This is a genomic window from Flavobacterium soyae (assembly GCF_021245985.1).
In the GTDB taxonomy this organism is placed as follows: domain Bacteria; phylum Bacteroidota; class Bacteroidia; order Flavobacteriales; family Flavobacteriaceae; genus Flavobacterium; species Flavobacterium soyae.
In genome coordinates, this window is record NZ_JAJQXA010000018.1 from 26,934 (window position 1) to 49,977 (window position 23,044).

The window sequence follows — 23,044 nt, forward strand, 5'->3', positions numbered from 1 at the left end:
GTTAGTTTGTTTTTTTCTAAAAACGTAAGTTGGTTTAAACTTGTAGGTCAATTTTTAAATTTTGATTGTCTGTTTGTGAGGCAAAAAAACAGACTGCAAATGATTATCTGGTTATTTTCATATTGGTGAGTTTGGTTAATTGTTAGTATATTTTTTTCCTTATGATCTTTGTTCTTTCTTCTTTAATTCTTTCTTTTTTTAGCGTATCTCGTTGTTTGTTATTTTACCCGCAGTTTTTTAAAGGGCTGCGGGTATGATAAGTTATATTGTAAAACCAACTCTTACTTAATATTTAAAGAAGGCTCAATTCTTTAAACTGATAAAAACTTATCGAAACAAACACTTATAATTTTAACATAGCAATGCAACTAACTTCATTACTATTACTGCAAAGAAATGTTTAATTCACACTCTCTAACAGGGGTAAAATGGAAAAAAAAGGAGGTCAAATTTGCAATTAACTATTATTTTACAGTAAAATTTATTAAGTATTAAAAAATAACAGTATTTTTTTACACAATATATAATTACTATCTAAAACCTTTATTTTTAACTCTTACGTTTTAGTAAGAGTAACTTTGATGAATTCAAATTCACTTTTGACACGCAGTATATATAAACAGGTTTGCTCTTTTATTTATAAATACTAGTAGCTGCTTCTTTTCCTTTTTCCTTTTGGTCTGCCAGAATTGTTTTTAAAACTTCCGGATTTTTGATCACTTCCGGATTAAATGATGTACTGTTCATGTAGTTCAATATTGAAATCAACATTTGTTTCGCAACAGGACGTTTGTCTAAATCTCCTGTCAGATCAAACGAAGCGATTATCAATTTTCCGGAATTTATGCTTCCTTCATACAGCGAAGCCAATTTGCGGTTATTGGCAAAATTATCTACCATTTCTACGATTGGTTTTCCACCAATAATGTTATCTGTAATAAGTGTTGTCGAGTTTACAGTCAAATCCCACCATTGCCAGTCTGTATTCATGTCTGTTGGAAAGTCAGCCAATGCATTATGCGCAGGATTACAAAGGACGCCCATTGTGCCGGCTTGTTTCGGAAAATGAACCGGACTCCAAAATACAGGAACAAATTTTCCTTCTATACCTTTTAGTTTTTTCCAATCCGGATTTAATAATACTGTTTTTCCGGCTTTAAGTTGTTTGTAGGCTTCGTCAAGATTTCTGGTGTAAACAACTTTTCCGTAATCAATGGCTTGCTTTTGAGGGTAAACCCAAATATTCCATTGATTTTTATAGTTTGTTCCTTTCAGATTTACTTTAATTATTAATTTGGATGCCTTGGATACTTTTTGAAGGCTTTCATTTAAATCTAAGATTTTATGATTGTACCCAATTGCAATGGCTGCTTTTGTACTGCCAGAAGCTATTACAGCAGTATTATCGCTGATACTCCATTCTATTTCCTGATCTTTTAAATTAGTTTCTGAATAATTACTGACATCTAAAGAAGCAGTAAAAAGTTCGTTGTTTGTATAAGCAGCTTTTGAAAATCGTAAAAGCGGTACAACGGGCGCAGAAAACTGACGGAATTCTTCTGCCGAAATCAGTCCTTTGCTATCCCAAAAAGCATCTAAAAGTCCTACAAATGCGGTTCCCTGACCCGGAAAATCATGTAAATCCAATAATTGAAAACCGCTGATTCCGGCTGTTTTTAATGCTCTTTCTATTTCTTCTTTATAAAGAATTACAGCCAGTCTGCCCGAAGCTTTTGTATAATCTGCAGCTTTAGCAATTAATCCTTTACGCTCTAAATCTTCTTTAACCGATTTAAAATTGACAGGTTCTAAAACACCTGTATATTTCGAAATTTCATCTATTTTAGGGTAAACAGCATACTGCCCAATTTCGTGTGTTATTAAAGGGACCGTCATTCCTTCCACAGAAGCGGCATAATCTTTATTAAAAGCCGGCGATTCGCTGTTAAAAACGCCCTGCCCGCGAACCCAGCCTTTCTTTGTCCACTGTGTGATAAAGAAATCATCTTCAGGTTCCGGCCAAACGCCATGTTCTTTTTCGAAAGTAAAAGAAGTTGTCGTATATAAATGCCTGCCGTCTTTTGCTTTTAAACTATTCATTAATTTTGTCAGAACCGTCATATCGCCTTGCAGTTCATTGCCCATTGACCACATGCAAAATGAAGGATGATTTCCGTATTCATCCATCATACGTTGTGCTTCGGCGTATAAAAAGTCCGTTGTTTTTTGATCTTCTCCAATTTTAAGGCTCCAAACCGGAAGTTCAACTTGTAGATAAAACCCCATTTCGTCAGCCACTTCAAAAGCAGCTTGCGGAGGACACCAGGAATGAAAACGCAAATGATTTAATCCCCAGTTTTTAGCTGTTCCAAATACTTTTTTCCAGCCTTCTTTATCCATTGGCGCATGTCCGGTAAGCGGAAAAATATTACATTCTAAAGTCCCTCTTAAAAAAACCGGCTGGCCGTTAATCGTTAAAACCGGTCCTTTTTTTAAAAAACTGCGCATCCCAAAATCTACAGCAATCTGCGATTCGTTTTTCATTGTTTTTAATTCGGCTTTTAATTCATATAATTCAGGTAAAAATTCGCTCCAAAGCTTTACGTCTTTTCCCATATTATAATCAAGCTCTACTACAGATTGTCCTGCTTTTAACCGGATTTCTTTTTTAAGTGATTCTACTGCAGTTTTTCTTTTTTTATTGATGGCAGTAATCGTTAAAATTCCTTTATCTGTACTTTTAGAATTGTTATTCAGCTTAAAAGTCAATTTTACTTTTCCTTCTTTAATATCTGGATTTACTTGTAAATTAGTAATACGAACAACATCAAACGCTTCAATTTCTATCTTGCCAATAATGCCATTCCAAATAATTTGTGTTTCATTGGTATAAGCATGCGCCATATTATCTACACTAATATCAAACAGTTTACGATTATCAACACGAATCGTGATGCGATGCGTTTTTCCGGCCGTTAGATATTTTGAAAGATTAAAATAATGTGGTGCAATCAGGCTGTTTTGTTCTGTTTCAACTTCATTGCCATCAATCCAGACATTTGTTTTCCAAATGACACGCTCTAATTTTAAAATAAGGTCTTTTCCTTTCCATTTTTTTGGTATTGTGATTTCACGACTATACCAGGCTGCACCCAGATAACTGTTTTTTCGGGTTAAATGACTCATTTGAAGTTTCTCTAAACCTGGTTTTAACTTATTGGCTGCTCCAAGTCCTGCATCGTCTGTTGTTCCCGGTAATTTCATTAATTGTGCAAAACCTTTATTTTGCCAGCCATTTTTTAGTCCTATATCAGTGCTGTCTAATTGAACTGTCCAGTCGCCTGAAATATTCAATACTGGCTTATCTTCAACATCCCAGGATGACAGAAAAAGTAAAAGCAAAACAGAAATTATGATGTGTTTGATTTGCATTTTATTAAATTTTATAATTGAAATTTTTATTTGTGATCTTATTGAATAATGAGTTATTTGCGAAACGTTTGTTTGTTTATATCCAATTGTTTCACTTTTTGATAGTATTTTTCAGACTCTTCTTCGTTTCCTAATCCGCTGTAACCTAAGGCCATTACATAATAACAATGCACTTGGTTTCTCACATTTAAATCATCATCCCAAATAGCGAGATCCGGCAGTGAAACTGCAAAATAATCAATTCTGGATTTTTCGAACAAATACTTTTCTCCATGTGCCAGCAGTTTGTTAAAACGGCTTCGGGCTTTATCTTCGTCTCCTAACTCACGCCATGCCAGTCCCTGATAAAAAATCTTATCCGGCTGCTGGTCATTATAGAAAAAAGCCTGAATCGGCTCAGGAGACCCAAGTGCTGCTTCTGCAAAATTTCTATTTGCATTTTCTACATCCCCAAGTCCTTTATACGCTAAACCTTTATAATAAAACACTTCATTTTCTTCGGCATTTTTCAGTTTTCCCTCGCCTAAATTGTGCGGATAAAATTCTGTTTCTTTTAGCAGTTGTATCGCTTCTTCAAAACGTTTTTCTGCTATGGCAATTTTGGCTAATTCTACTCGGCATAAGGTATACTGCCCGGTTACTTTTCCTTCTCCTCCTTCCCAAGGATGAAATTTTCTTTTCGAAATCAGATCTTTTGCAACAGCATATTTCCCAATTTGATTGTAAAGTGTAATGCGTTCAATACACAAATCATCACGTTCTTCAACCAAATTTGGATATTGATTTAAAAGCGACAATCTGTCCTCAGGTGGTGTTCCTATTTTTTTATAAAGCTGATCCAATTCCATAAAAACCCTTGAATCTGCTGTATCCAGAGCAAAAGCTTTTTCTAACATTTCCTGAGCTTTAGCTTTATCATTTGTTTTATTGAAATATGCCAATGCAAGGTTTCTCAGTAAAGTTGGAAATTGATTGTCGATACTATACGATAATTCCCAATTTTTTACAGCGTCCTCATATTGACGGAATGCATACCAAAAATTCCCTAAATAATAAGGCGCTTTAGCATCCTGAGGATTCATTTTAACAGCATCTTGCAAAATATTTACTTCCTCTATTCGGTTAGGAAAACACTTTTCTGAAGATTGTAATGATGCTTTTTTATACCACTCTTCTGCTTCATTTGTATTTCCGTTTTTAGAAGCAAAATAACCTAACGTGTAATACACCATTGGATAAACTTCGCCAGTATCCTGAATAGATTCCTGCAATAACTGACTCGCTTCTTCATACAATCCTGCTCCGGCAAAATCAAGTGCATATTCTATATATCCATGCGGCCATTGACGCATAATAGTATTCATTTCATTTAAAACTGCCTGATCTTTTGTAATCAGATATTTCTCAAAACGGCATCCCATATTAAAACGGTCAATTTTTATTGAGTCTTCAATCCACGCTAAAGCTTCCTGATTTCTGTTTAATTTTCTCAAAACAGAAGCTTTTAATTGACGCGCTTTATGATTGTGCCAATTTCTTATTAATGATGATTCAACTCTTTCTAAAGCTCCGGTCCATTCTTCTTTTATGCTGTCAATTTGTGCCAATGTATAAAAAGCTGCATCCTGCCAGGCAGCATTCCAGGTTGATTTAAAAAGTGAATTATAAGCTTCGTTATTTTTTCCCTGAAGTTTCAAACAATATCCCAAATTATAATGTGGTTCTCCGTCAATTGGGTTTGGATTGCGTTCTGTAAGCACTTCTATGGCTGTTTTGAAATACGTTTCGGCTTTTTCAAACTGACCTCTTCTTAACATTAATAAACCAACAGCATTATTGCAGCGAACATCTCGCGAATCCCGGCTTAAAGCTTCATAATAATAATCCAGCGGATTGTAAGTCGCGTGTCTGTATTGCTCTAAATGCAATCCTGTCAAATACAATTGCTCTATTGATGCGATATCTTTTGGATCTAAGGCTGCTTTTGCAGGATTGGGAACAGGTTTTATTTCTGCTTTTTCTTCCTGATACTGAACCAGCATTTTTCCGTCAGAAGTATAAATTGTAAAAATTAAATTTTCTGATAATGCATCTCCTATAGAAACTCTTTTTTTATATGGATTTACTGGAGAAATTGTAATTTCATCCTTAAATAAAATGTTATTTTCATTGTCTTTTAGTTCTATTTTTAAGTTCTCGTACAAACTTGTGGTGTATAAAACCAAATCAGCTTCAGTTCCTTTAACTTCAATATTGATGATTGCATCTTTTGTCGCATTTTTTACGTACCCTACTTCGGCATACGGCATAAAATACTGTACCCATGACTTTTCTTCATATGATTGCAGCCATGAAAAATCAGGCTGATTGTCTGTAAAAACTCCTGTCATTAATTCGATATACGGACCATCTTTGTCTGTTAAATTTCTGTCCCAGGCAAGTCCAAAATCACCATTGCCCCAAGTCCATTGTTTTTTACCCGGTGAAACATGGTGGTTTGCAACGTGCAGCAGTCCTGCCTGTACATTATCTTCATAACCTCCAACAAAATTATATTTAGACTGAACCGCCATATAAGAGGTTGGAACCGGAATATTTTTATATTTCGAAATATCAACACCGGCTGAATAATCTTGTTTGTAATATTCGCCAGTCGCGATTGGGAATTTTGAAACATCTCTTTTTCCGTGATCAAAAACAGCGTTAACATCAGGAGGGAAAACCGATTTATAACTATCATTTACGACAACTGCAGGATTTGCCCACCAAAGGAACGTTTGCGGAAAAGCGGTACGGTTATAAATTTTGACCTTTATTTCAATATAAGCTTTGTCAGGATGCAGTGTAAATCCCTGCATTCCTTTTGTTCTAAACATTCTTTCTACTTCATTACACCAAATGGTTTTGCTTCCGTCAGCATTCTCTTCAATGCTGTAATCTATAGGCAAAAAAGTACTCGGACGGTGGTGCTGCGGCCAGTTAAATTCAATTCCGCCCGAAATCCAGGGTCCTGTAAGTCCAACAAGAGCCGGTTTAATTACCTGATTGTAATACACAAAATGGCGTTGTTTTACTTTATCATATGCCATATGCACACGGCCGCCCAATTCAGGAAGAATCATTATTTTGATGTATTTATTTTCTAAAAATACAGCGTTGTAACATTTGTCATTTTTTTTGTCTGATAATTTTTCAACCACAGGATACGGATAAACAGCACCTGTACTTCCCTGATAAACACGTTTTTCAAGAAAAATTGGGTTCTTTTCTTCTTCGCCAATTTGATAAGTCGGCAGTAATATATCTTCTTCCCAAACACGAACAACGCCATCTTCATTAACCGTTGATTGTATTAGATAAGCCGTGATTTTTTCGTCTTGGGCATTTTCATTCATTGCTTGTCCTGTCTGTAAATTTTCCTTAATTAAATTAGGTTGATTTACATCTGAAATTATATTTTCCATTTTATTGTAAGCTATTATTTTGTCAATTCATTTTCTATTTCCTCTAAAGACTTTCCTTTGGTTTCCGGCAAAGAAACGCATAGGAAAAAATATCCTGCTAAGCAGATAATACCATACATCCAGAATGTCCCGTAAGAACCAAGGCTGCTATTTAGGATTGGAAATGTATAAGTAAGCACGAAGCAGGCTGTCCAGAGCGCGAAAGTTGAAACCGCCATTGCCATTGCACGAATTTTTATTGGGAATATTTCAGATAGAACTACCCAGGTAATTGGTGCCAGTGTCATTGCATAACACGAAATTGCTGCAATAACAAGTCCCAGAACCGCAATTCCTGTTATTTCAAAATAATAGCAGGCACCTAATAAGGCATATATGAGGAATAAACCAATTGAGCCAATAAGCATTAATGTTCTGCGTCCCCAACGGTCTACAAAGTACATTCCGACAAAAGTGAAAATTACATTCGTTAACCCCGTAATAATGATATTAAATAAGATGTCTGAAACACCATAACCTGCCGCTGAGAATACTTCCTGCGCATAATTAAAAATTACATTGATACCGCACCATTGCTGGAAAACAGCAATTACAATTCCTAATAAAAGAATCTTTGGTATTTTGCCTTCAAAAAGCATTTTATAATTCACTTTTTCTTTGACGTCGCCTGCTCTTAATTTCAATTGCTCGATTTGTTCAGAAGCAAAAGCTTGTCCGCCAATTTTAGTAAAAATTGATTCGGCTTTTGCATAACGGTATTGACTTGCAAGCCATCTTGGACTTTCGGGTATAATTAATATTAAAACAAAAAAAACAACTGATGGAATTGCACCTGCCCAGAACATATAGCGCCAGCCCCATTGTCCGTTCCAGGAATTCAGTATATCCTGTCCTTCGATAATTGGATCAGCAATTAACCAATTCACAATTTGTGCCGCCAGTATTCCAATCACAACCGTAAGCTGATTTATGGAAACAAATTTACCTCTGGATTCGCTTGGAGCGATTTCGGCTATATACATAGGAGAAAGATTAGACGCAATTCCTATTCCAACTCCGCCTACCACTCGCCAGACAATAAACCATTCAATCGTATCGACCAATCCGATACCTGCTGCAGCCAGTGTAAAAAAGACTGATGCAACAATCATTAACGGTTTTCTCCCATATTTGTCAGACAAGCTTCCGGAGATCATTACTCCCAGCAAACAGCCTAATATTGCACTTCCCATTACCCAGCCCTGCATAGAAGGCGAATTTGTAATATTAAAAAAAACTTCATAAAAAGGCTTTGCTCCTCCAATTACTACCCAGTCATATCCAAATAGTAAACCGCCCATTGCTGAAACTAATGCAATGAAAAGCAGGTACGAAGAATTGAACTTACTCATATATTTATATTTTAAATTAATTTATCGATTACAAATATCGTTACTTGATAAGGCTGTGAAAATGTAATATTTCAGTAAAACATGTATAAAAAGCCGATTTGAAACAAAACCTTATCATACCCAAAATAAAAAATCATTTTTTTTACATTAAATCTATTTTTAGTGTTAAAAGCTACGAATAAAAAAGTTACACAACATAAAAAATACCTTGCTAATATTACAGCACAAGCTTTTATTACGTAATTTCGATCACTATTTTATTATAATATGTAAATTTTCACGGTTTGATAAAATTTAGATTTTAGCATATTATTTCTTAGATTTGGTTTTTAATACATAATAAATGGTTCTCATTTTAAAAATATGGATCAGATAGCAGATGGATTTAAAGGCGAAAGAGCCATTGTTGTTCCTTATAGTGTACGCAATTTTCAGTCAGAAAATGAGCTGACAAAAAATGTATTTATTACCCATATTGGTTATTATCCCAATGCAAAATATCATTTCAGAAAACGATCAAAAGGCGCTCTTGAAAACATTCTTATTTATTGCGAAAACGGAAAAGGCTTTATCACTTTTGAAGATGAACAATTTTCACTTACTAAAGATCAGGCTTTTATTATTCCGGCCCATAAAGCGCATAGCTATGAAGCCGAAATATCAAAACCGTGGAGCATTTACTGGCTGCATTTTAAAGGAATAAATACTTCTTTACACGATTCTGTCACAGGAAAAATTATAAACCTGAACGACGCGGGATTATCCGACCGGCTGAACCTGTTTGAAGAAATTTATCAAAATCTGGAAATGGGTTTTTATCCTGATAATCTTGAATATTCCAGCATTTGTTTACAGCATTTTTTGGCCAGTATAAAATATACAGATCAATTTTTAAAAATAAGAACTGCCGATGCAGAGGTTTTAGATGTAATACCTATGAGCATCATTTATATGAAAAACAACCTGACCAATAAGATAACACTGCATGAAATCGCACAGCATGCAGGGTATTCGAGTTCTTATTTTGGGGCTTTATTTCTTGAAAAAACATCCTGCACCCCTATGGATTATTACAATCAGTTGAAAATTCAGAAATCGTGTTCACTTTTGCAATTCAGTACTATGAAAATAAAAGAAATTGCTTATCATTTAGGCTATTATGATCCGTTTCATTTTTCAAAAACATTCAGATTGGTCATGGAAATATCGCCGAGAGAATATCGTCTGAGATACAAAAATCAAGTGTAAATTTTCAATTGACCAGATCCCAACAGGTTTTAAAAAACTATTATTTAATAATATTCAAATCCGAATTAAAGGAACTCTTGTACTTTTTAATATATTCTGATGGCGTCATTCCGAAGAGTTTTACAAACTGCTGTCTGAAATATTTTGGATCTTCAAATCCAACTTCGGCACTTGCCTGAGTAATATTCATATCTTCGGTCAGCATTAACATGGCTGCTCTTCGAATACGAACTGAACGTATAAAAGCATTTAAAGTCTGTCCCGAAATAATCTTGATTTTTGTATAAAGCGTTCTATGGCTCATTCCCATTTCGAGGGCAAAGTTTTTGATTGTAAAATCTCTTTTATGAATATTGGCTTCTACTATATCAATACATTTTTTTAGCATTTCCTGATATTCTACCGGAACTTTCTGGGTATTTTCTTTTAGTGTAATGCTGTCTAAGAAATAAGTACGCAGGTTGCTTCGGTTTCGCAGTAAAGATTCTACACGTGCTTTGAGTATATCATCGTCAAATGGTTTTGTGATATAATCATCGGCGCCATCATTTATTCCCTGTAAATGGGTTTCAGGATTTTTTGATGCTGTCAGCAGAATTACGGGTATATGAGACAAGTCGTTGCTTTCTTTTATTTTTCGGCATAACTCTAAACCATCCATTTCTTCCATTGTAATATCGCTGATTACAAGGTCCGGCATATGTTTTTTTGTCAGTTTTAAGCCTTCTTCCCCATTTTCGGCACTATAAACGACATAGTTTTCTGAGAATAATTTTATCAGATAGGCTCTGATTTCCTGGTTGTCATCAATAATTAAAATGGTGCGTTTTTCAGTAAGCATGATTTTTTGGAAATCACTTTCTGAAACTATACTATTTGAAACAGCATTGTTTTCTTCAGCATCATCAATTATTAATTCATCAAATAGCTGACTTCTTTGCGGAGCATCATTTGTAATTTCGACATTTTCAAAGTGGCTGTTTCCTTTCAGGAAAGTTAGTTTAAAGGTACTTCCTTTCCCTACTTCACTTTCGCAGCTTACTTTACCTTTATGTTTATCTACAAAATATTTAACAATAAAAAGTCCAATTCCAAAACCGGTTCCAATTGAAACTTTTGAATTGATCTGTTTGAATTTTTCGAAAATAACCTCAATATCTTTTTTCTCGATTCCGTCGCCGCTATCAGAGATTTCAAGAAAAACCTCATCATCACTTTCTGTCACTATCAAATTAATTTCTCCGCCAATTGGTGTGTACTTAAAGGCATTTGACATTAAATTGAATAATGAAATCTCAATTTTTTCATAATCGCCGATAATCACAATTTCATGACCCGGAATTGTAAAATTATAATTGATGCTTTTATCTTTTGCCTGATTTACAAAACATTGATAAACTTCATTACAAAGATTATTTACATTTATTGGGGATAAACGCAATGAATCGGCATCATTTTCTGCTTTTCTAAAAAGAAGCAGCTGATCTACAAGGCTTAAAAGTCTTCTGGCATTTCGGTGCGCAATGGCCAAATCGCTTCCCGAAGAACCGTTTTGAACATTTTCTTTCTGAACTGCTTTTTTCAGCGGATTTATTATCAGCGAAAGCGGTGTTCTAAATTCATGCGAAATATAAGTAAACATAGAAGACTGCTTTTCGGCAATTTCCTTTTCTTTCTTGCTTTCTAACTCTGCAATTTTTACTTTATATTTTAGTTTTTCTTTGTTTTTATGATAATCCAGATAAACGAAAAGAAGTCCTGAAATACTCAATATATACAATAAATAGGCCCACCAGGTTCTGTACCAGGGCGGCAGGACTTGTATCGAAACAAGGCTGACTTCTTTGTTCCAGCCGCCTTTAAAATTGGTTGTTTTTACTTTAAAAGTATATTTTCCTTCGGGAAGTCTTGAATAATTTGCTTTTCGGGCCTGACCCACATAATTCCATTGCTCGTCCCAGTTCTCTAAAAAATAAGCATAATTTATTTTGTCTGCGTTATTATAATCTAAGGCAACAAATTCTAATGATAAAGTGGTTTGATCGTAAGCCAGTTCGACTTCTTTTATTTTTTCAGAATCGGTTGTAATTGCTGCTTTACTTTCTTCTATTAGCTGATTGTTAACATAAAAATCTGTCAGCAAAACATTGTTCTTTTGGTTGAATCCTTTTATTGCTTCGGGAAAAAAGACGTTAAAACCGTTTATACCGCCAAAAAGAAATTCTCCTGTCGATAATTGAAGTCCGGCATTAAAACTAAACTGGTTGCTTTGTAAACCATCATTTACAGAAAAATTGCGAAACGTTTTTCTTTTTTTATCAAATCGGCAGACACCATTATAAGTACTCATCCATAGGTTTCCTTCCTTATCTTCTAATAATCTTAAAATCGTATTTGAAGGCAGTCCGTCATCTGATGTAAATCTCTTGAAATTATTGGTTTTACGGTCATACAATACCAATCCGCCTTCTTGTGTTCCGAGCCAGAGATTTTTGTCTTTGTCTTCATGAATACATCGAATTGGATTGCTAAAAGCTATTTTTACAATCTTTCTGATATTTTTTTCTATTGAAAATAATGTACCATAATTGGCACCCCAAAGTTTCCCGTCTTTAGTTTCTATAAGACATTGCAGATTATTAATGGTTCTGTCAAAAAGAACAAAATTATTTTTAGTACGATCAAAAAGATACAAAGAACCTTCGTTAGTGGCACTTGCCCAAATATTGGCTTTTGAATCTTTATAAACAAACCAAATATTCTTTTCAATTTGTTTCGTGTACGGATTGTAACAAGAAAATCGTGTTACGCTATTGTCTTTTTTATTAATGCGGTTTATTCCTCCGGCCCAGGTCGAAATCCAGATATCGTTATTATTATCGCGGGTAATTCCGGTTATAAAAGTGCTTGAAAGAGCGTTGCTATAATTAACGTACGTATTATTTTTTCGGTTCCAGTATTTTAAACCTGCACCATCTGTACCCACCCATATATTCCTTTTTTCGTCTTCGCAAAAAGACAAAATAAAGTTTTCGGCAGGGTCTTTTGCATTGTACCTAATGCTTTTAAAATATTTAGGTGTATTGCTCAACATACTGATTCCGCCCCGTAACGAGCCAAACCATTTGTTTCCTGACTTATCTTCGTATAAACTCCAAACCGAATTGCTTTTGGCCAGCTGATTACCTTGTATGTTATTTTGGGCAATTGCTGTTTGATTTGTTCTGTCCACTTTAAAAATCCCGCAGCCGTCTGTTGTGATCCAGATTTCTTTTTTCTTATCCAAAAGAATATCGGTAACACTGCATTTTACTGTAAAGTAATTTCCTGAAAGTGCACCAGATTTTGTATTGAAAAGAAAAAGTCCTTCATCTGTTCCTAACCAAAGATTTTCATCAGGAGCTAATTTCATTGCCTTTACTTCTTTGGAAAGTGGAAAAACTACTTTTAAACTTTTAGAAGTATAACTGTAACTGCAAATTCCAACATTTCTAACGTAAACCCAGCAATGCGCCTTTTTTTTATCATCCTGAAGTGCAATTGCATCATAATTGCTAACACTGATCCTGCTGCCCAATACATTTAACGGAATATGTTTTCCAACAAAAGTGCCATTTTCAAAAGTAATTAAGCCTAAATTTTGAGAAGCAATTAATACCAGATTCTCAGACACAGACCGCATTTGATGAATGATATCTTTTAGAACTTTTGGCTTTTGATCCGATAAAATAAACTGAACAGGATTAAATCTGTTATTGGTTTTATTGTAAACACAAACACCATTTGCGCCTCCAACCCAGATATTTTTTTTAGAATCACCTTCAATATCATAGATTGTATTAAACAATAATGATTTTGGATCGTTGATTCGGTTTCTAAAAACTTTAAAATTGTAGCCGTCGTATCGGTTTAAGCCATCGTAAGTTCCAAACCACATAAAACCTTCGCTGTCCTGAAATATAGTTGTTACGGAATTATTGGATAATCCGTCGGATATATCAAGAAATTTAACCGGATAATCTTGCGAGTATCCAGAAAATGAAAAGCCTATTAGTAGAATATATAAAACAAAATGCTTCAAAACGTAATTTTTAATTTACTTGTAAAAAGTACAATTATAAGCTAATTTTATAGATAATTCACATTAATCACTAGACAAAAATAACATTAACTTCTTTATTTATGAGATTTTACCTTGAATGTTTATTTTTAATAAACTAATACCTATAAACTAATAATGTTAAGAAAAGAAACACATATTACATAAAATATCTCGAAAATACTTAAAACATAAACCCCTTAAAAACAATATTTTTTAAGGGGTTTATTATCTAAAATTATATCTGGCTATACTTTAACTTTCAACATTAAATTTTCAATTTTAGAATTCGAAATTTCCGGGTTTGCCCCCGGCGCTTCGGCAACTAAAGCTCCTACTGCACAAGCAAAATCGATAGCGGTCTGCGGTGCTTTTCCGGTAAGTAATGATGTTATTAAAGCTGCTAAAAAGGAATCGCCCGCTCCTACTGTGTCGGCAACTTCAACAGGATAACCTCCGTTTTCATAAAGCTGTCCTTCCCACATTAACAAAGCTCCGTGTTTACCTTTAGTTACACACATAGCGGTTACTTTGTTTTTTTTTGCAATAAAATGCATATTGTCTTCTAAACTTACAAAAGGCGATTGCATTGCTGCGGCAATTTCTAACAATTCTTCATCATTAAACTTAATAAAATTGGCTGAATGCATTAATTGTTCCAGAATTTCATACGAATAATGGGGTTTTCTTAAATTGACATCAAAAACCTTATAAGCATTGGTTTGCAGCAATTCTTCCAGAGATTGTCTTGATACTTCGTCTCTGCAGACCAAACTTCCGTAAATTAAAACATCGGCATTGGCGGCTAAGTTTTTAGCAGAATCGTTCAATACAATTTTATCCCAGGCCGATGGATAACTGATTTCATAACTCGCAGAACCACGTTCATTCAGTGTCACGTTTACTAATCCGGTTGCAAAATTTTCTGTCTGCATAATAGCATTCGTTTCAAGTCCTAAACTTTTTACCTGATCAATAATCGCTTTCCCGTCTTCATCTTTTCCTACACAGCTAATCATGGCTACTTCGCAGCCTAATGTTTTCATACGCAAAGCCACATTTAGAGGTGCACCGCCAATCTTTTTTTCATTGGCAAAAACATCCCAAAGTACCTCTCCATAAGCTACTGCTTTAAGATTTTCTCCGTTATTCATTCTAAAATTATTTTATATTACTATTATTCTGTTTGTATAATCTGAAGGTTAGAAAAAATGCCGTTTTATCCTTCAGCAGTTAATCCTCATTTATTTTTGTCTCTTCTGTAAATGCGATTCGTTAAAGCCGCTTTTCCGTTAATGTAAAGTTAAGCAACAATTTCAAATCATTCTAATCATTAATAACCTGGATTTTGTTTGTATAATCCCTGACTGAAATTAATTTGTTTTAACGGAATTGGGCAATACTCTTCTTTATGAGCATCAAAAAAGGCATCCTGATAATAGGTTCGTTTTGTTTTTTCTCCAGCATAAAAGTCATTTAATACCTGATCTGTAACGCCCCAGCGAACTAAATCAAAGAAACGATTTCCTTCCATCGCCAGTTCTAAACGACGTTCCCAACGCATGGCTTTACGGGCAAACTCTTGTGTCCAGTTGCAATTCACTCCATCAACATAAGTGTTGATTTTAAAGTTGTTCACATATGGTAATCTTCCTGTACTCTGCGCCGCTCTTTCTCTAATTTGATTAATTAACGGTAAAGCTTCTGCTTGTCTTCCTAATTCAATCAAAGCTTCGGCACGCATTAAAATCACATCGGCATAACGAATCTGGATTCTGTTTTTTGAATTTCCATAAAACGGATCAATATTCACTACACAGCTGCAGCTTGGAGCTACGTTTTCTTTTAAAGAAGCAAAATATCCGTACGTTCCAGGAGATCTTACCCAGGCTTCAACATATAAAAATTCAGGATCGTATTTATAAGGCAAACCGGGCATTGCAACGGTGTGATATAATCTTGGATCAACTGTATTTGCATTTATGTTTTTATAATCAAAATCCTGATTGTTGTAGGTATCAAATTCCGGCAAACCGTTTGTTCCGGTTTTAAAAGCATTTACTAAGTTTTGACTTGGTTTATGAAAATCGCAGCATCCTAAACCTTGCGGAGTCGAAAGAACATCCGAAAAATTTAATCTTCCGTATAAAGTTCCGTCATTGTCTGAAAATTGAATTGAAAAGATTGATTCTGCTCCGTTTTCATAAGTTCCCGGCAAAAAGTTATTGGCATAATCAGGTTCTAAACTTGCTTTCCCAATTACTTTATCGGTCGCTGCAATTACTTCCAGCAAATGCTGCTGATTGATTCCTGTAACGGCAAATGTTTCGTCTTGTGTATAAGCCTGATACAAACGCGTTTTTGCTAAATAAGCATAAGCAGCTTTTTGAGTGGCACGCCCAACTTGTGGCTGTGTTTCCGGCAGATTATCGGCAGCAGCCTGAAAATCTTCAGCAATTTTGTTCCAAAGTTCTTCGTTTGTAAGTGCTTTGTTTGAAATCGTTTTGTAATCTTCCACAGGAACATCTTCTGTGATATAAGGAATGTTTCTGAACATGATTTTCAGCATAAAATAAAAATGTCCTCTTAAAAAACGCATTTCGGCCATACGTGTTTTTTTCAACGGATAATCAGCTTCCGAAATTTGCTCTAATGCTTTCAAAGCTTTATTGGCTCTTGAAACTCCTACATAACTTATGTACCAAAAAGAATCTAATTCACCAAAATCAGGTCTGATATTATTTGAAACTTCAAAAAAGTGAAAATCCTGAATATCGTTAGTTCCGCTTCCGCCTTTATAAGCATCATCAGAACGAACATTTCCAAATGGCCACAAACTGTATGGCGAGTCATAATGGTCATTTCCTAATTGTGCATAGGCTGCATTCATAAACCCTTCTACTGATTCCGGTGTCACAATATCTTCTTCAGATAAAACGCCGCGCGGATCATTTTCAAGAAAATCTGAACAGGAAGTGATGATTCCCATCACTAAAAATCCTGCTATATATAGTATTTTTTTCATGTCTTTAGATTTAAACTTTTATTATAATGTAAAATTAAGCCCCGCCGTAAAAGTGGTTGGCTGTGGATATCCAAATCCCGCATTTTCAGGGTCTACACCTGTAAAACTTTTAGCATCAATGATCAATAAATTCTGACCGCTGATGTAAAATCTAAAGCTGTCGAAATTCATTTTTTTCAATAAATCTTTTGGCAGGCTGTAGCCAAATTGTAAAACACGCAGTTTAAGATAGTTTCCGTTTTCTACATAATAAGTAGAGAATCTTGATTCTGCATTTCTGTCTACAGTTGTTAAAGCCGGAATTGTAGAGTTTGGATTATCTAAAGACCAGGCGTTTAATAAACGAGTTCCTTTGTTAGAACCTACGTCATCAACACTCCAAAAATCAGTTTGGTATTTTGTATTATTAATTACGTCAACATTACTTGCTCCTTCCCAGAAAGTAGTGAAATCCCAATTTTTATATCCTAATCCTAAATTAAATCCGTAAAGCAACCCTGGGTTTGGATTCCCAATCCAGGTACGATCTTTATCTGTAATAGTTCCATCTCCATTTAAATCTTTGTAGCGAATTCTTCCAAGGCCTTTTCCTTCCTGATTAGCCGAATTGTCTACTTCGCCCTGACTTTTAAACAATCCGTCAGCCACATAGCCGTACATAGAATTGATTGGTCGGCCTAAAATATTATCGTTTAATCCGTCACCGCCATAATTGTTTTTTACTTCATCCGGCAATTGTGTAATCTTGTTTTTGTTTGCCGAAACGTTAGCCGAAATATCATATTTTAATCCAAAAGAAGTTTCATCATGATATCCTAAAGTAAATTCCCATCCTTTATTTTCCATGGAGGCGCCGTTTACCCAGCGATTTCCACCTTCGCCAATTACTCCTAAATAAGGCGGTAAAACCAAAATGTCTTCTGTTTTTTTGATGTAATAATCAACAGAACCGCTTAATTTTTGTTTGAATAATCCAAAATCTAAACCGATGTTGGTTTGTGTAGTCGTTTCCCATTTTAAATCATCATTTCCGGATTGCGTTGCGATAAAACCGGACGGAAGCAAACCGTTTCCGTTTCCTGCAATGTCATAAGCCGTACCGTAAGAAGTTGCCCAGGTTGGACTTCCGCCGGCATAACTAGCCAAATACAAACTGTAAACGGCTGTATTACTAATTTCCTGATTTCCGGTTTGTCCCCATCCTGCTCTTAATTTTAAATCTGAGAAAACAGGGGCATTATTTTTAATGAAATTTTCATTACTGATTCTCCATCCTGCCGAAACTGCCGGAAAGGTTCCGAATTGATTGTTTTTCCCAAAACGGGAAGAACCATCACGACGAATTGTAGCCGAAAGCAAATAACGATTATCAAACTCATAATCTGCTTTTCCAAAGTAAGAAAGTAATGAATATGTAGTTGATGTTCCGCTTGTAAACGATTCTCCAGTTCCTGCATCAGGATACATATAATCTGGTGTTTCGATCAAAAAGTCATTTTTGCGCAAAGTTGTTGTGTCGTAAATGTCTTTGTACATCTCGGTTCCAGCCATTAAATTCAAATTGCTTTTTCCGAAATTCAAACTATAAATTGCAGTATTTGTCCAGGTCCATTTATCGCTCACCGATTGATCAATTGTAACCGATGTCTGATCGTTTTGCAGATAACCCGATTTATAACTTCTTTGTAAAGTACGTTTTTTGTAAAACCCGTAATCGATACCAAAACTGGTTTTGACGTGAAGATTTTTGATGATTTCTAAATCGGCATACGCATTACCAAAAAGACGTAAATAATCGTATTTATTGTCTTTATTATATTCTAAAAGACGAACCGGATTTTGTCTGTCATTCATTCCGCCTACCGGTCCGCCCCAGCCTTTTCCGTCAACGGTATGTACCGGAATAATTGGCACAGCGCGAAGAGCCTGTTCTAAAACTCCGGGATCAGTAACTTCGTTGGTACGATTGAAACTGAAATTTTCTCCAATAACTAATTTGCCGTCAAAATATTTATAAGAACCATTCATTCTGGCAGAAATTCTTTCGAAATCAGTTGTTTTTACAACGCCTTCATTTTCATAATAGCCCAAAGAAAAAACATAACTTCCTTTATCTGATGCATTTGAAACTGACAAATCATAAGATTCGGCAATTCCGGTTTGTGAAATTGCATCATACCAATCTGTATCAGAGGATTTCAGCGTTTTTTCTGCATCTAAATATTCCGGAATTATAATATTGTTTAGCTGTGGTTTATTGTTATTTACCGACCAGTCAAACTGGTAACGCAGGTTATTATTGTTCGGGTTTAAGCCGTCATTAATATTGGCCTGCCATAGAGCCTGACCAAATTGGTTCGCATTCATCACATCCAGCTTTCTCGAATAATTTGAAATGGAAGTATAAGTGCTAAAATTAATCCTCATTTTGCCTTCTTTTCCTTTTTTGGTCGTAATGATAATTACACCGTTTGAAGCACGGGAACCATAAATACTTGCCGAAGAAGCATCTTTTAAAACCTGAATTGTTTCAATGTCATTCGGGTTTAATTCCTGCATTCCAGACTTGGTTGGCATTCCGTCAATTACATAAAGCGGATCTGTGTTGTTTAAAGTTCCTACACCACGAATCACCACTTTTGTATTGGCACCGCTCGGAGATCCGTCAGACGAAATTTTCACCCCCGCTACTCTTCCTTGTAACGCTTTAATTGGGTTTGGTTCCGGCTGTTTCATGACTTCCTTCATGTTTACAACAGCAACTGCTCCGGTAATATCGGTTTTCTTTTGTTTTGAATATCCTGTTACAACAACTTCATTCAGTTGATTGTTATCGAGTTTTAAAATGATTTTTAATGTTTTTTCTCCTTTAACAGAAATTGACTGCGGTGTAAATCCGATAAAAGAAACAACAATTACGGCATCTGAACTGATTTCCTGGAAAGAAAAATTTCCATCAAAATCTGTCGCTGTACTGGTATTTGTACCAGAGATAATTACAGTCGCTCCCGGAAGCGGCATTCCGTCATCTGACGAAATTACTGTTCCTTTAATTCCTCCTTCCTGCGCTGTCATAATCAGCATCGGAAAAAAGAAAAATAGAAAATAAATAATTTTGGTTTTCATAGTTAGTGGTTTTGGTTTTTAGTTAGTTTATATTTAATTGGTTAAATACGAGATTGCTCAATTCGATTCCTTGGGTTGAAGAAACGGACAGAGAAGTAAATGGCTGGTTTGAGAAAAAGATTTCGGTCATTACCTTTTCGCCATTATTGTAAAATATTTCAATAGATGTTTTGTCTAAAATGATTTTAAAAACACCTTCTTTTTGATTTCCATCTAAAGTTGCTTTGGTAATTGCTGCAGCAAATTTTTCTGAGAAATCGTTTTTTCCTGATTTCGAACGATCCACAAATAAATAATGATCTGAATTATTTATTCCGAAAGTCAAAGATTCACCAACTGCGTTTGAAAGTGTGAAAGTGTATGTATCTTGTTTTAAGTTTTTTAAATTAAAATTGATAATTGCCTGAGTTAAATCAATTTTTCCTGCTTCAGGAATTGAAAGTTTTCCTTTTCCTTTCAGGCTTTTTACTTTAAGGGTTTTAGAAACATATTTGTTAATCTCTTTCACCGGACTGCTAACTAAACTATAGTCATTTCCTTTTTTGATTAACTGAATTTCGCGAGCAATGGTAGCAGCGCTTCTCCAGCCAAAAGTTGGTACTTGCTGCGCATAATCCCAATTAGACATCCAGCCAATAAATAATCGCCGTCCGTCTGCGCTTGGAACATTATTCCAGGTTACACCTGCATAATTATCTTTTCCGTAATCAATCCAAACGGCTTTTTCCTGTTCTACTCTTTTGGCAAAATTTGCATCAGGCGTAAAAGTTTTTCCGTCAAAATCTCCAATAAAATACTGTGTTCCTGAACCTCCATTGGCGCCGCCTGGATTTAAACTCTGAATTAAAACCCATTTGGTTTCATTGGTTCCCTGCACTTTTATCTGAAAGAAATCCGGGCATTCCCAAACACCTCCGTGAGCTCCGATATTTTTTCCGAAATCCGATAAATATTCCCAGTTTTTAAGGTCTTTCGATTTATAAAACTGAGATCGATCTTGCGCCGCCAAAACTAATATCCATTGTTTGTGCGTTTCATCCCAAGTTGCTTTTGGATCACGAAAATCACGAATTCCGGGGTTTTTCACGACAGGATTTCCTTCCTCAAATTTCTGCCATGTAAAACCGTTGTCGTTAGAATACGCAATATCCTGCTGCTCAACATCAATTTTATTTTCTTTTTCTTTTGTCATATTATGCAGCGTATAAATCGCTACAATTGGAGCTGTTTTTCCGGTTCCTAAACCTGATGTATTATTTACATCAACAACAGCACTTCCTGAAAAAATGTATTTGTCATTGTCGGGATAAATTGCAATGGGCTGTTCTTCCCATTTTATTAAATCTTTGCTGATTGCATGTCCCCAATGCATTGGTCCCCATTTATTTCCGTCAGGATAATGCTGGAAGAATAAATGATAATATCCGTTAGCATAAAACATTCCGTTAGGATCATTCATCCAGCCTTTTTTGGGTGTAAAATGAAAGTTCGGACGGTACATTTTTTCTTCTGCAGGAGTTGACACCGAAACAACAGTCGTTTGTGCAGCAGCCAAGTATGGTTTACAACCTCCTATTGAGAGTATTACTGCACTATAAAATGCCAGCGGCAGATGTTTCTTTGATTTCATGTTTTTTGGTATTTTTTTTGGTTAGATTTTCACTTAATACTTCTAAAGAAATCCCTTTGGTTTCCGGCATCATAAAAATTACAAACAGCAATTGAAGCACCATCATCAAAGTGAAAATTAAAAAGACGACTTCCGGGCCAATTTCTGAGAATAACATTGGAATTAAAGATGGAATAATCGCTGCCAGAACCCAATGTACTGAACTTCCAAAAGCCTGTCCTGAAGCACGAATGTGATTTGGAAAAATTTCTGAGATGAAAACCCAGATAACGGCTCCCTGCCCGATGGCGTGCGAAGCAATGAATAAGAAAAGAAAAACAGGTACTGATAATCCTCCCCAATTGTAATAAAAAGAAGCAGAAACTAATCCTAAAGAAATAATATATCCGATTGAACCAATGTACATTAACAACTTTCTTCCTAATTTGTCAATTAATGCTACGCCGATTAAAGTAAATATAAGATTCGTAATTCCGATTCCGATACTGCTTAATAAAGCGGTATTTTGTCCTAAACCTGCTTCTTCAAAAATTCTTGGTGCATAATATAAAAAGGCATTGATTCCAGAAAACTGATTGAAAAATGCAATTAAAAAGGCCAGCATTAGCGGAAAACGGTATTTTTTCATGAAGATGTTTTCGTGTTTCGTAACACCATTTTCTCTTGAATCGTCCATAATGGCTGCAAGACTTGCAGACGGATCAATTTTAAACAACACTTTACGTGCTTCTTCATCTCGATTTTTAGATAATAACCATCTCGGGCTTTCCGGAATTGTAAGTATAAAAAGAATATAAATAAAAGACGGAATAGCCTGAACTCCAATCATCCAGCGCCAGGCGTTTTCGCCAATATCTTTTAAAAAGTAATTGGATATAAAAGCAATTAAGATTCCTAATACAATATTAAACTGATATAAAGCTACTAATCGTCCGCGTTTGTCAGCCGGAGCAATTTCAGAAACATAAGCCGGAGCGGCAATGGTTGAAGCGCCAACACCTAAACCTCCAATAAATCTAAATGCAGCAAAAACATAAGGGTCATTTGCAAAAGCCGCACCAATGGCTGAAAGGAAATATAGAATCCCAATCCAAAACAGTGTTTTTTTACGGCCTATTTTATTTGTTGGGATTCCTCCAAAAATAGCACCTACAACGGTTCCCCAAAGTGCCATTGCCATGACAACAGATCCGTGAAAAGCATCAGATGAATGCCAAAGAAGCTGTAATTGTTTATCAGCTCCCGAAATAACTACGGTATCAAAACCGAATAGAAAACCTGCCAGTGCAGCAGTAACAGACCAAATCAATATCTTATTCATTGTACATGTATTAAAAACTTATTGCTAAGATATCCGCAAAAAAATCAACTTATTTTTAATGATGTTACAATTTAATTCTATAATTATTAATAGTTTGATACTTAAACAGCAAAACCTTTATTTACAAGGCTTTACAGGATTTAAAATTTATTTACGAAAACCGTGTAGTTTCGATTTTGTTACATTAGGTTAGAAATTGATACCTTATTTTCTTGAAAAAGGAACTAAGTAACAAAGGTACTGAGGTTCTAAGTTGTTAAAATTATAAGTACAGAAGATTTTAGGTTAAAATTTTAAGAACTATTTCT

General features: G+C 35.2%; 10 protein-coding genes. 1 reads left to right on the forward strand and 9 read right to left on the reverse strand.

All coding sequences use genetic code 11. The annotated features are described in order from the left end of the window. Positions 1–633: 633 nt before the first annotated feature. From LUU93_RS18320 to LUU93_RS18330, 3 genes are read right to left on the reverse strand one after another with little or no spacing between them, the layout of a single operon-like run. A complete protein-coding gene (locus LUU93_RS18320; protein ID WP_232682606.1) occupies positions 634–3,432 on the reverse strand; it encodes a DUF8487 domain-containing protein in 2,799 nt (932 codons plus the stop codon). A gap of 53 nt (positions 3,433–3,485) precedes the next feature. Further along, positions 3,486–6,896, reverse strand: a complete 3,411-nt coding sequence (locus LUU93_RS18325) for a tetratricopeptide repeat protein (protein WP_232682607.1) — start codon at positions 6,894–6,896, stop codon at positions 3,486–3,488. Between the two features lie 14 nt (positions 6,897–6,910). Beyond that, on the reverse strand, positions 6,911–8,287 hold the full coding sequence (locus LUU93_RS18330) for a sugar porter family MFS transporter (protein WP_232682608.1): 1,377 nt from the start codon (positions 8,285–8,287) through the stop codon (positions 6,911–6,913). A gap of 363 nt (positions 8,288–8,650) precedes the next feature. On the opposite strand from LUU93_RS18330, the gene LUU93_RS18335 reads away from it, so the two are divergent. After that, complete coding sequence (locus LUU93_RS18335) at positions 8,651–9,535, forward strand: AraC family transcriptional regulator (RefSeq protein WP_232682609.1); 885 nt, start codon at positions 8,651–8,653, stop codon at positions 9,533–9,535. Positions 9,536–9,575: 40 nt separating this feature from the next. On the opposite strand, the gene LUU93_RS18340 is transcribed toward LUU93_RS18335, so the two are convergent. The 6 genes from LUU93_RS18340 to LUU93_RS18365 form a co-directional block, all read right to left on the reverse strand. Next, on the reverse strand, positions 9,576–13,616 hold the full coding sequence (locus LUU93_RS18340) for a two-component regulator propeller domain-containing protein (RefSeq protein ID WP_232682610.1): 4,041 nt from the start codon (positions 13,614–13,616) through the stop codon (positions 9,576–9,578). A gap of 266 nt (positions 13,617–13,882) precedes the next feature. Beyond that, entirely contained in the window at positions 13,883–14,788 is a 906-nt protein-coding gene (locus LUU93_RS18345) for a carbohydrate kinase family protein (protein ID WP_232682611.1), read from the reverse strand. Positions 14,789–14,967: 179 nt separating this feature from the next. Then, positions 14,968–16,659 (reverse strand): RagB/SusD family nutrient uptake outer membrane protein, encoded by a 1,692-nt coding sequence (locus LUU93_RS18350; protein WP_232682612.1) that lies wholly within the window; start codon positions 16,657–16,659, stop codon positions 14,968–14,970. Positions 16,660–16,680: 21 nt separating this feature from the next. Further along, positions 16,681–19,785, reverse strand: coding sequence for a SusC/RagA family TonB-linked outer membrane protein (locus tag LUU93_RS18355; RefSeq protein ID WP_232682613.1), 3,105 nt, complete (start codon positions 19,783–19,785; stop codon positions 16,681–16,683). Positions 19,786–19,807: 22 nt separating this feature from the next. Further along, positions 19,808–21,415 carry a glycoside hydrolase family 32 protein gene (locus tag LUU93_RS18360; RefSeq protein WP_232682614.1) on the reverse strand — a complete coding sequence of 536 codons (1,608 nt, stop codon included), beginning with the start codon at positions 21,413–21,415 and terminating at the stop codon, positions 19,808–19,810. Continuing rightward, positions 21,378–22,736: a sugar porter family MFS transporter gene (locus LUU93_RS18365; protein WP_232682615.1), complete on the reverse strand. Its 1,359-nt coding sequence runs from the start codon at positions 22,734–22,736 to the stop codon at positions 21,378–21,380. Before LUU93_RS18365 ends, LUU93_RS18360 begins: the two co-directional genes overlap by 38 nt. Positions 22,737–23,044 lie beyond the last annotated feature (308 nt).

Excerpts from the sequence above, each read along its gene's own strand:
- LUU93_RS18320 (WP_232682606.1), bottom strand. The coding sequence starts at position 3,432 with ATGCAAATCAAACACATCATAATTTCTGTTTTGCTTTTACTTTTTCTG.
- LUU93_RS18325 (WP_232682607.1), bottom strand. The coding sequence starts at position 6,896 with ATGGAAAATATAATTTCAGATGTAAATCAACCTAATTTAATTAAGGAA.
- LUU93_RS18330 (WP_232682608.1), bottom strand. The coding sequence starts at position 8,287 with ATGAGTAAGTTCAATTCTTCGTACCTGCTTTTCATTGCATTAGTTTCA.
- LUU93_RS18335 (WP_232682609.1), top strand. The coding sequence starts at position 8,651 with ATGGATCAGATAGCAGATGGATTTAAAGGCGAAAGAGCCATTGTTGTT.
- LUU93_RS18345 (WP_232682611.1), bottom strand. The coding sequence starts at position 14,788 with ATGAATAACGGAGAAAATCTTAAAGCAGTAGCTTATGGAGAGGTACTT.
- LUU93_RS18350 (WP_232682612.1), bottom strand. The coding sequence starts at position 16,659 with ATGAAAAAAATACTATATATAGCAGGATTTTTAGTGATGGGAATCATC.
- LUU93_RS18355 (WP_232682613.1), bottom strand. The coding sequence starts at position 19,785 with ATGAAAACCAAAATTATTTATTTTCTATTTTTCTTTTTTCCGATGCTG.
- LUU93_RS18360 (WP_232682614.1), bottom strand. The coding sequence starts at position 21,415 with ATGAAATCAAAGAAACATCTGCCGCTGGCATTTTATAGTGCAGTAATA.
- LUU93_RS18365 (WP_232682615.1), bottom strand. The coding sequence starts at position 22,736 with ATGAATAAGATATTGATTTGGTCTGTTACTGCTGCACTGGCAGGTTTT.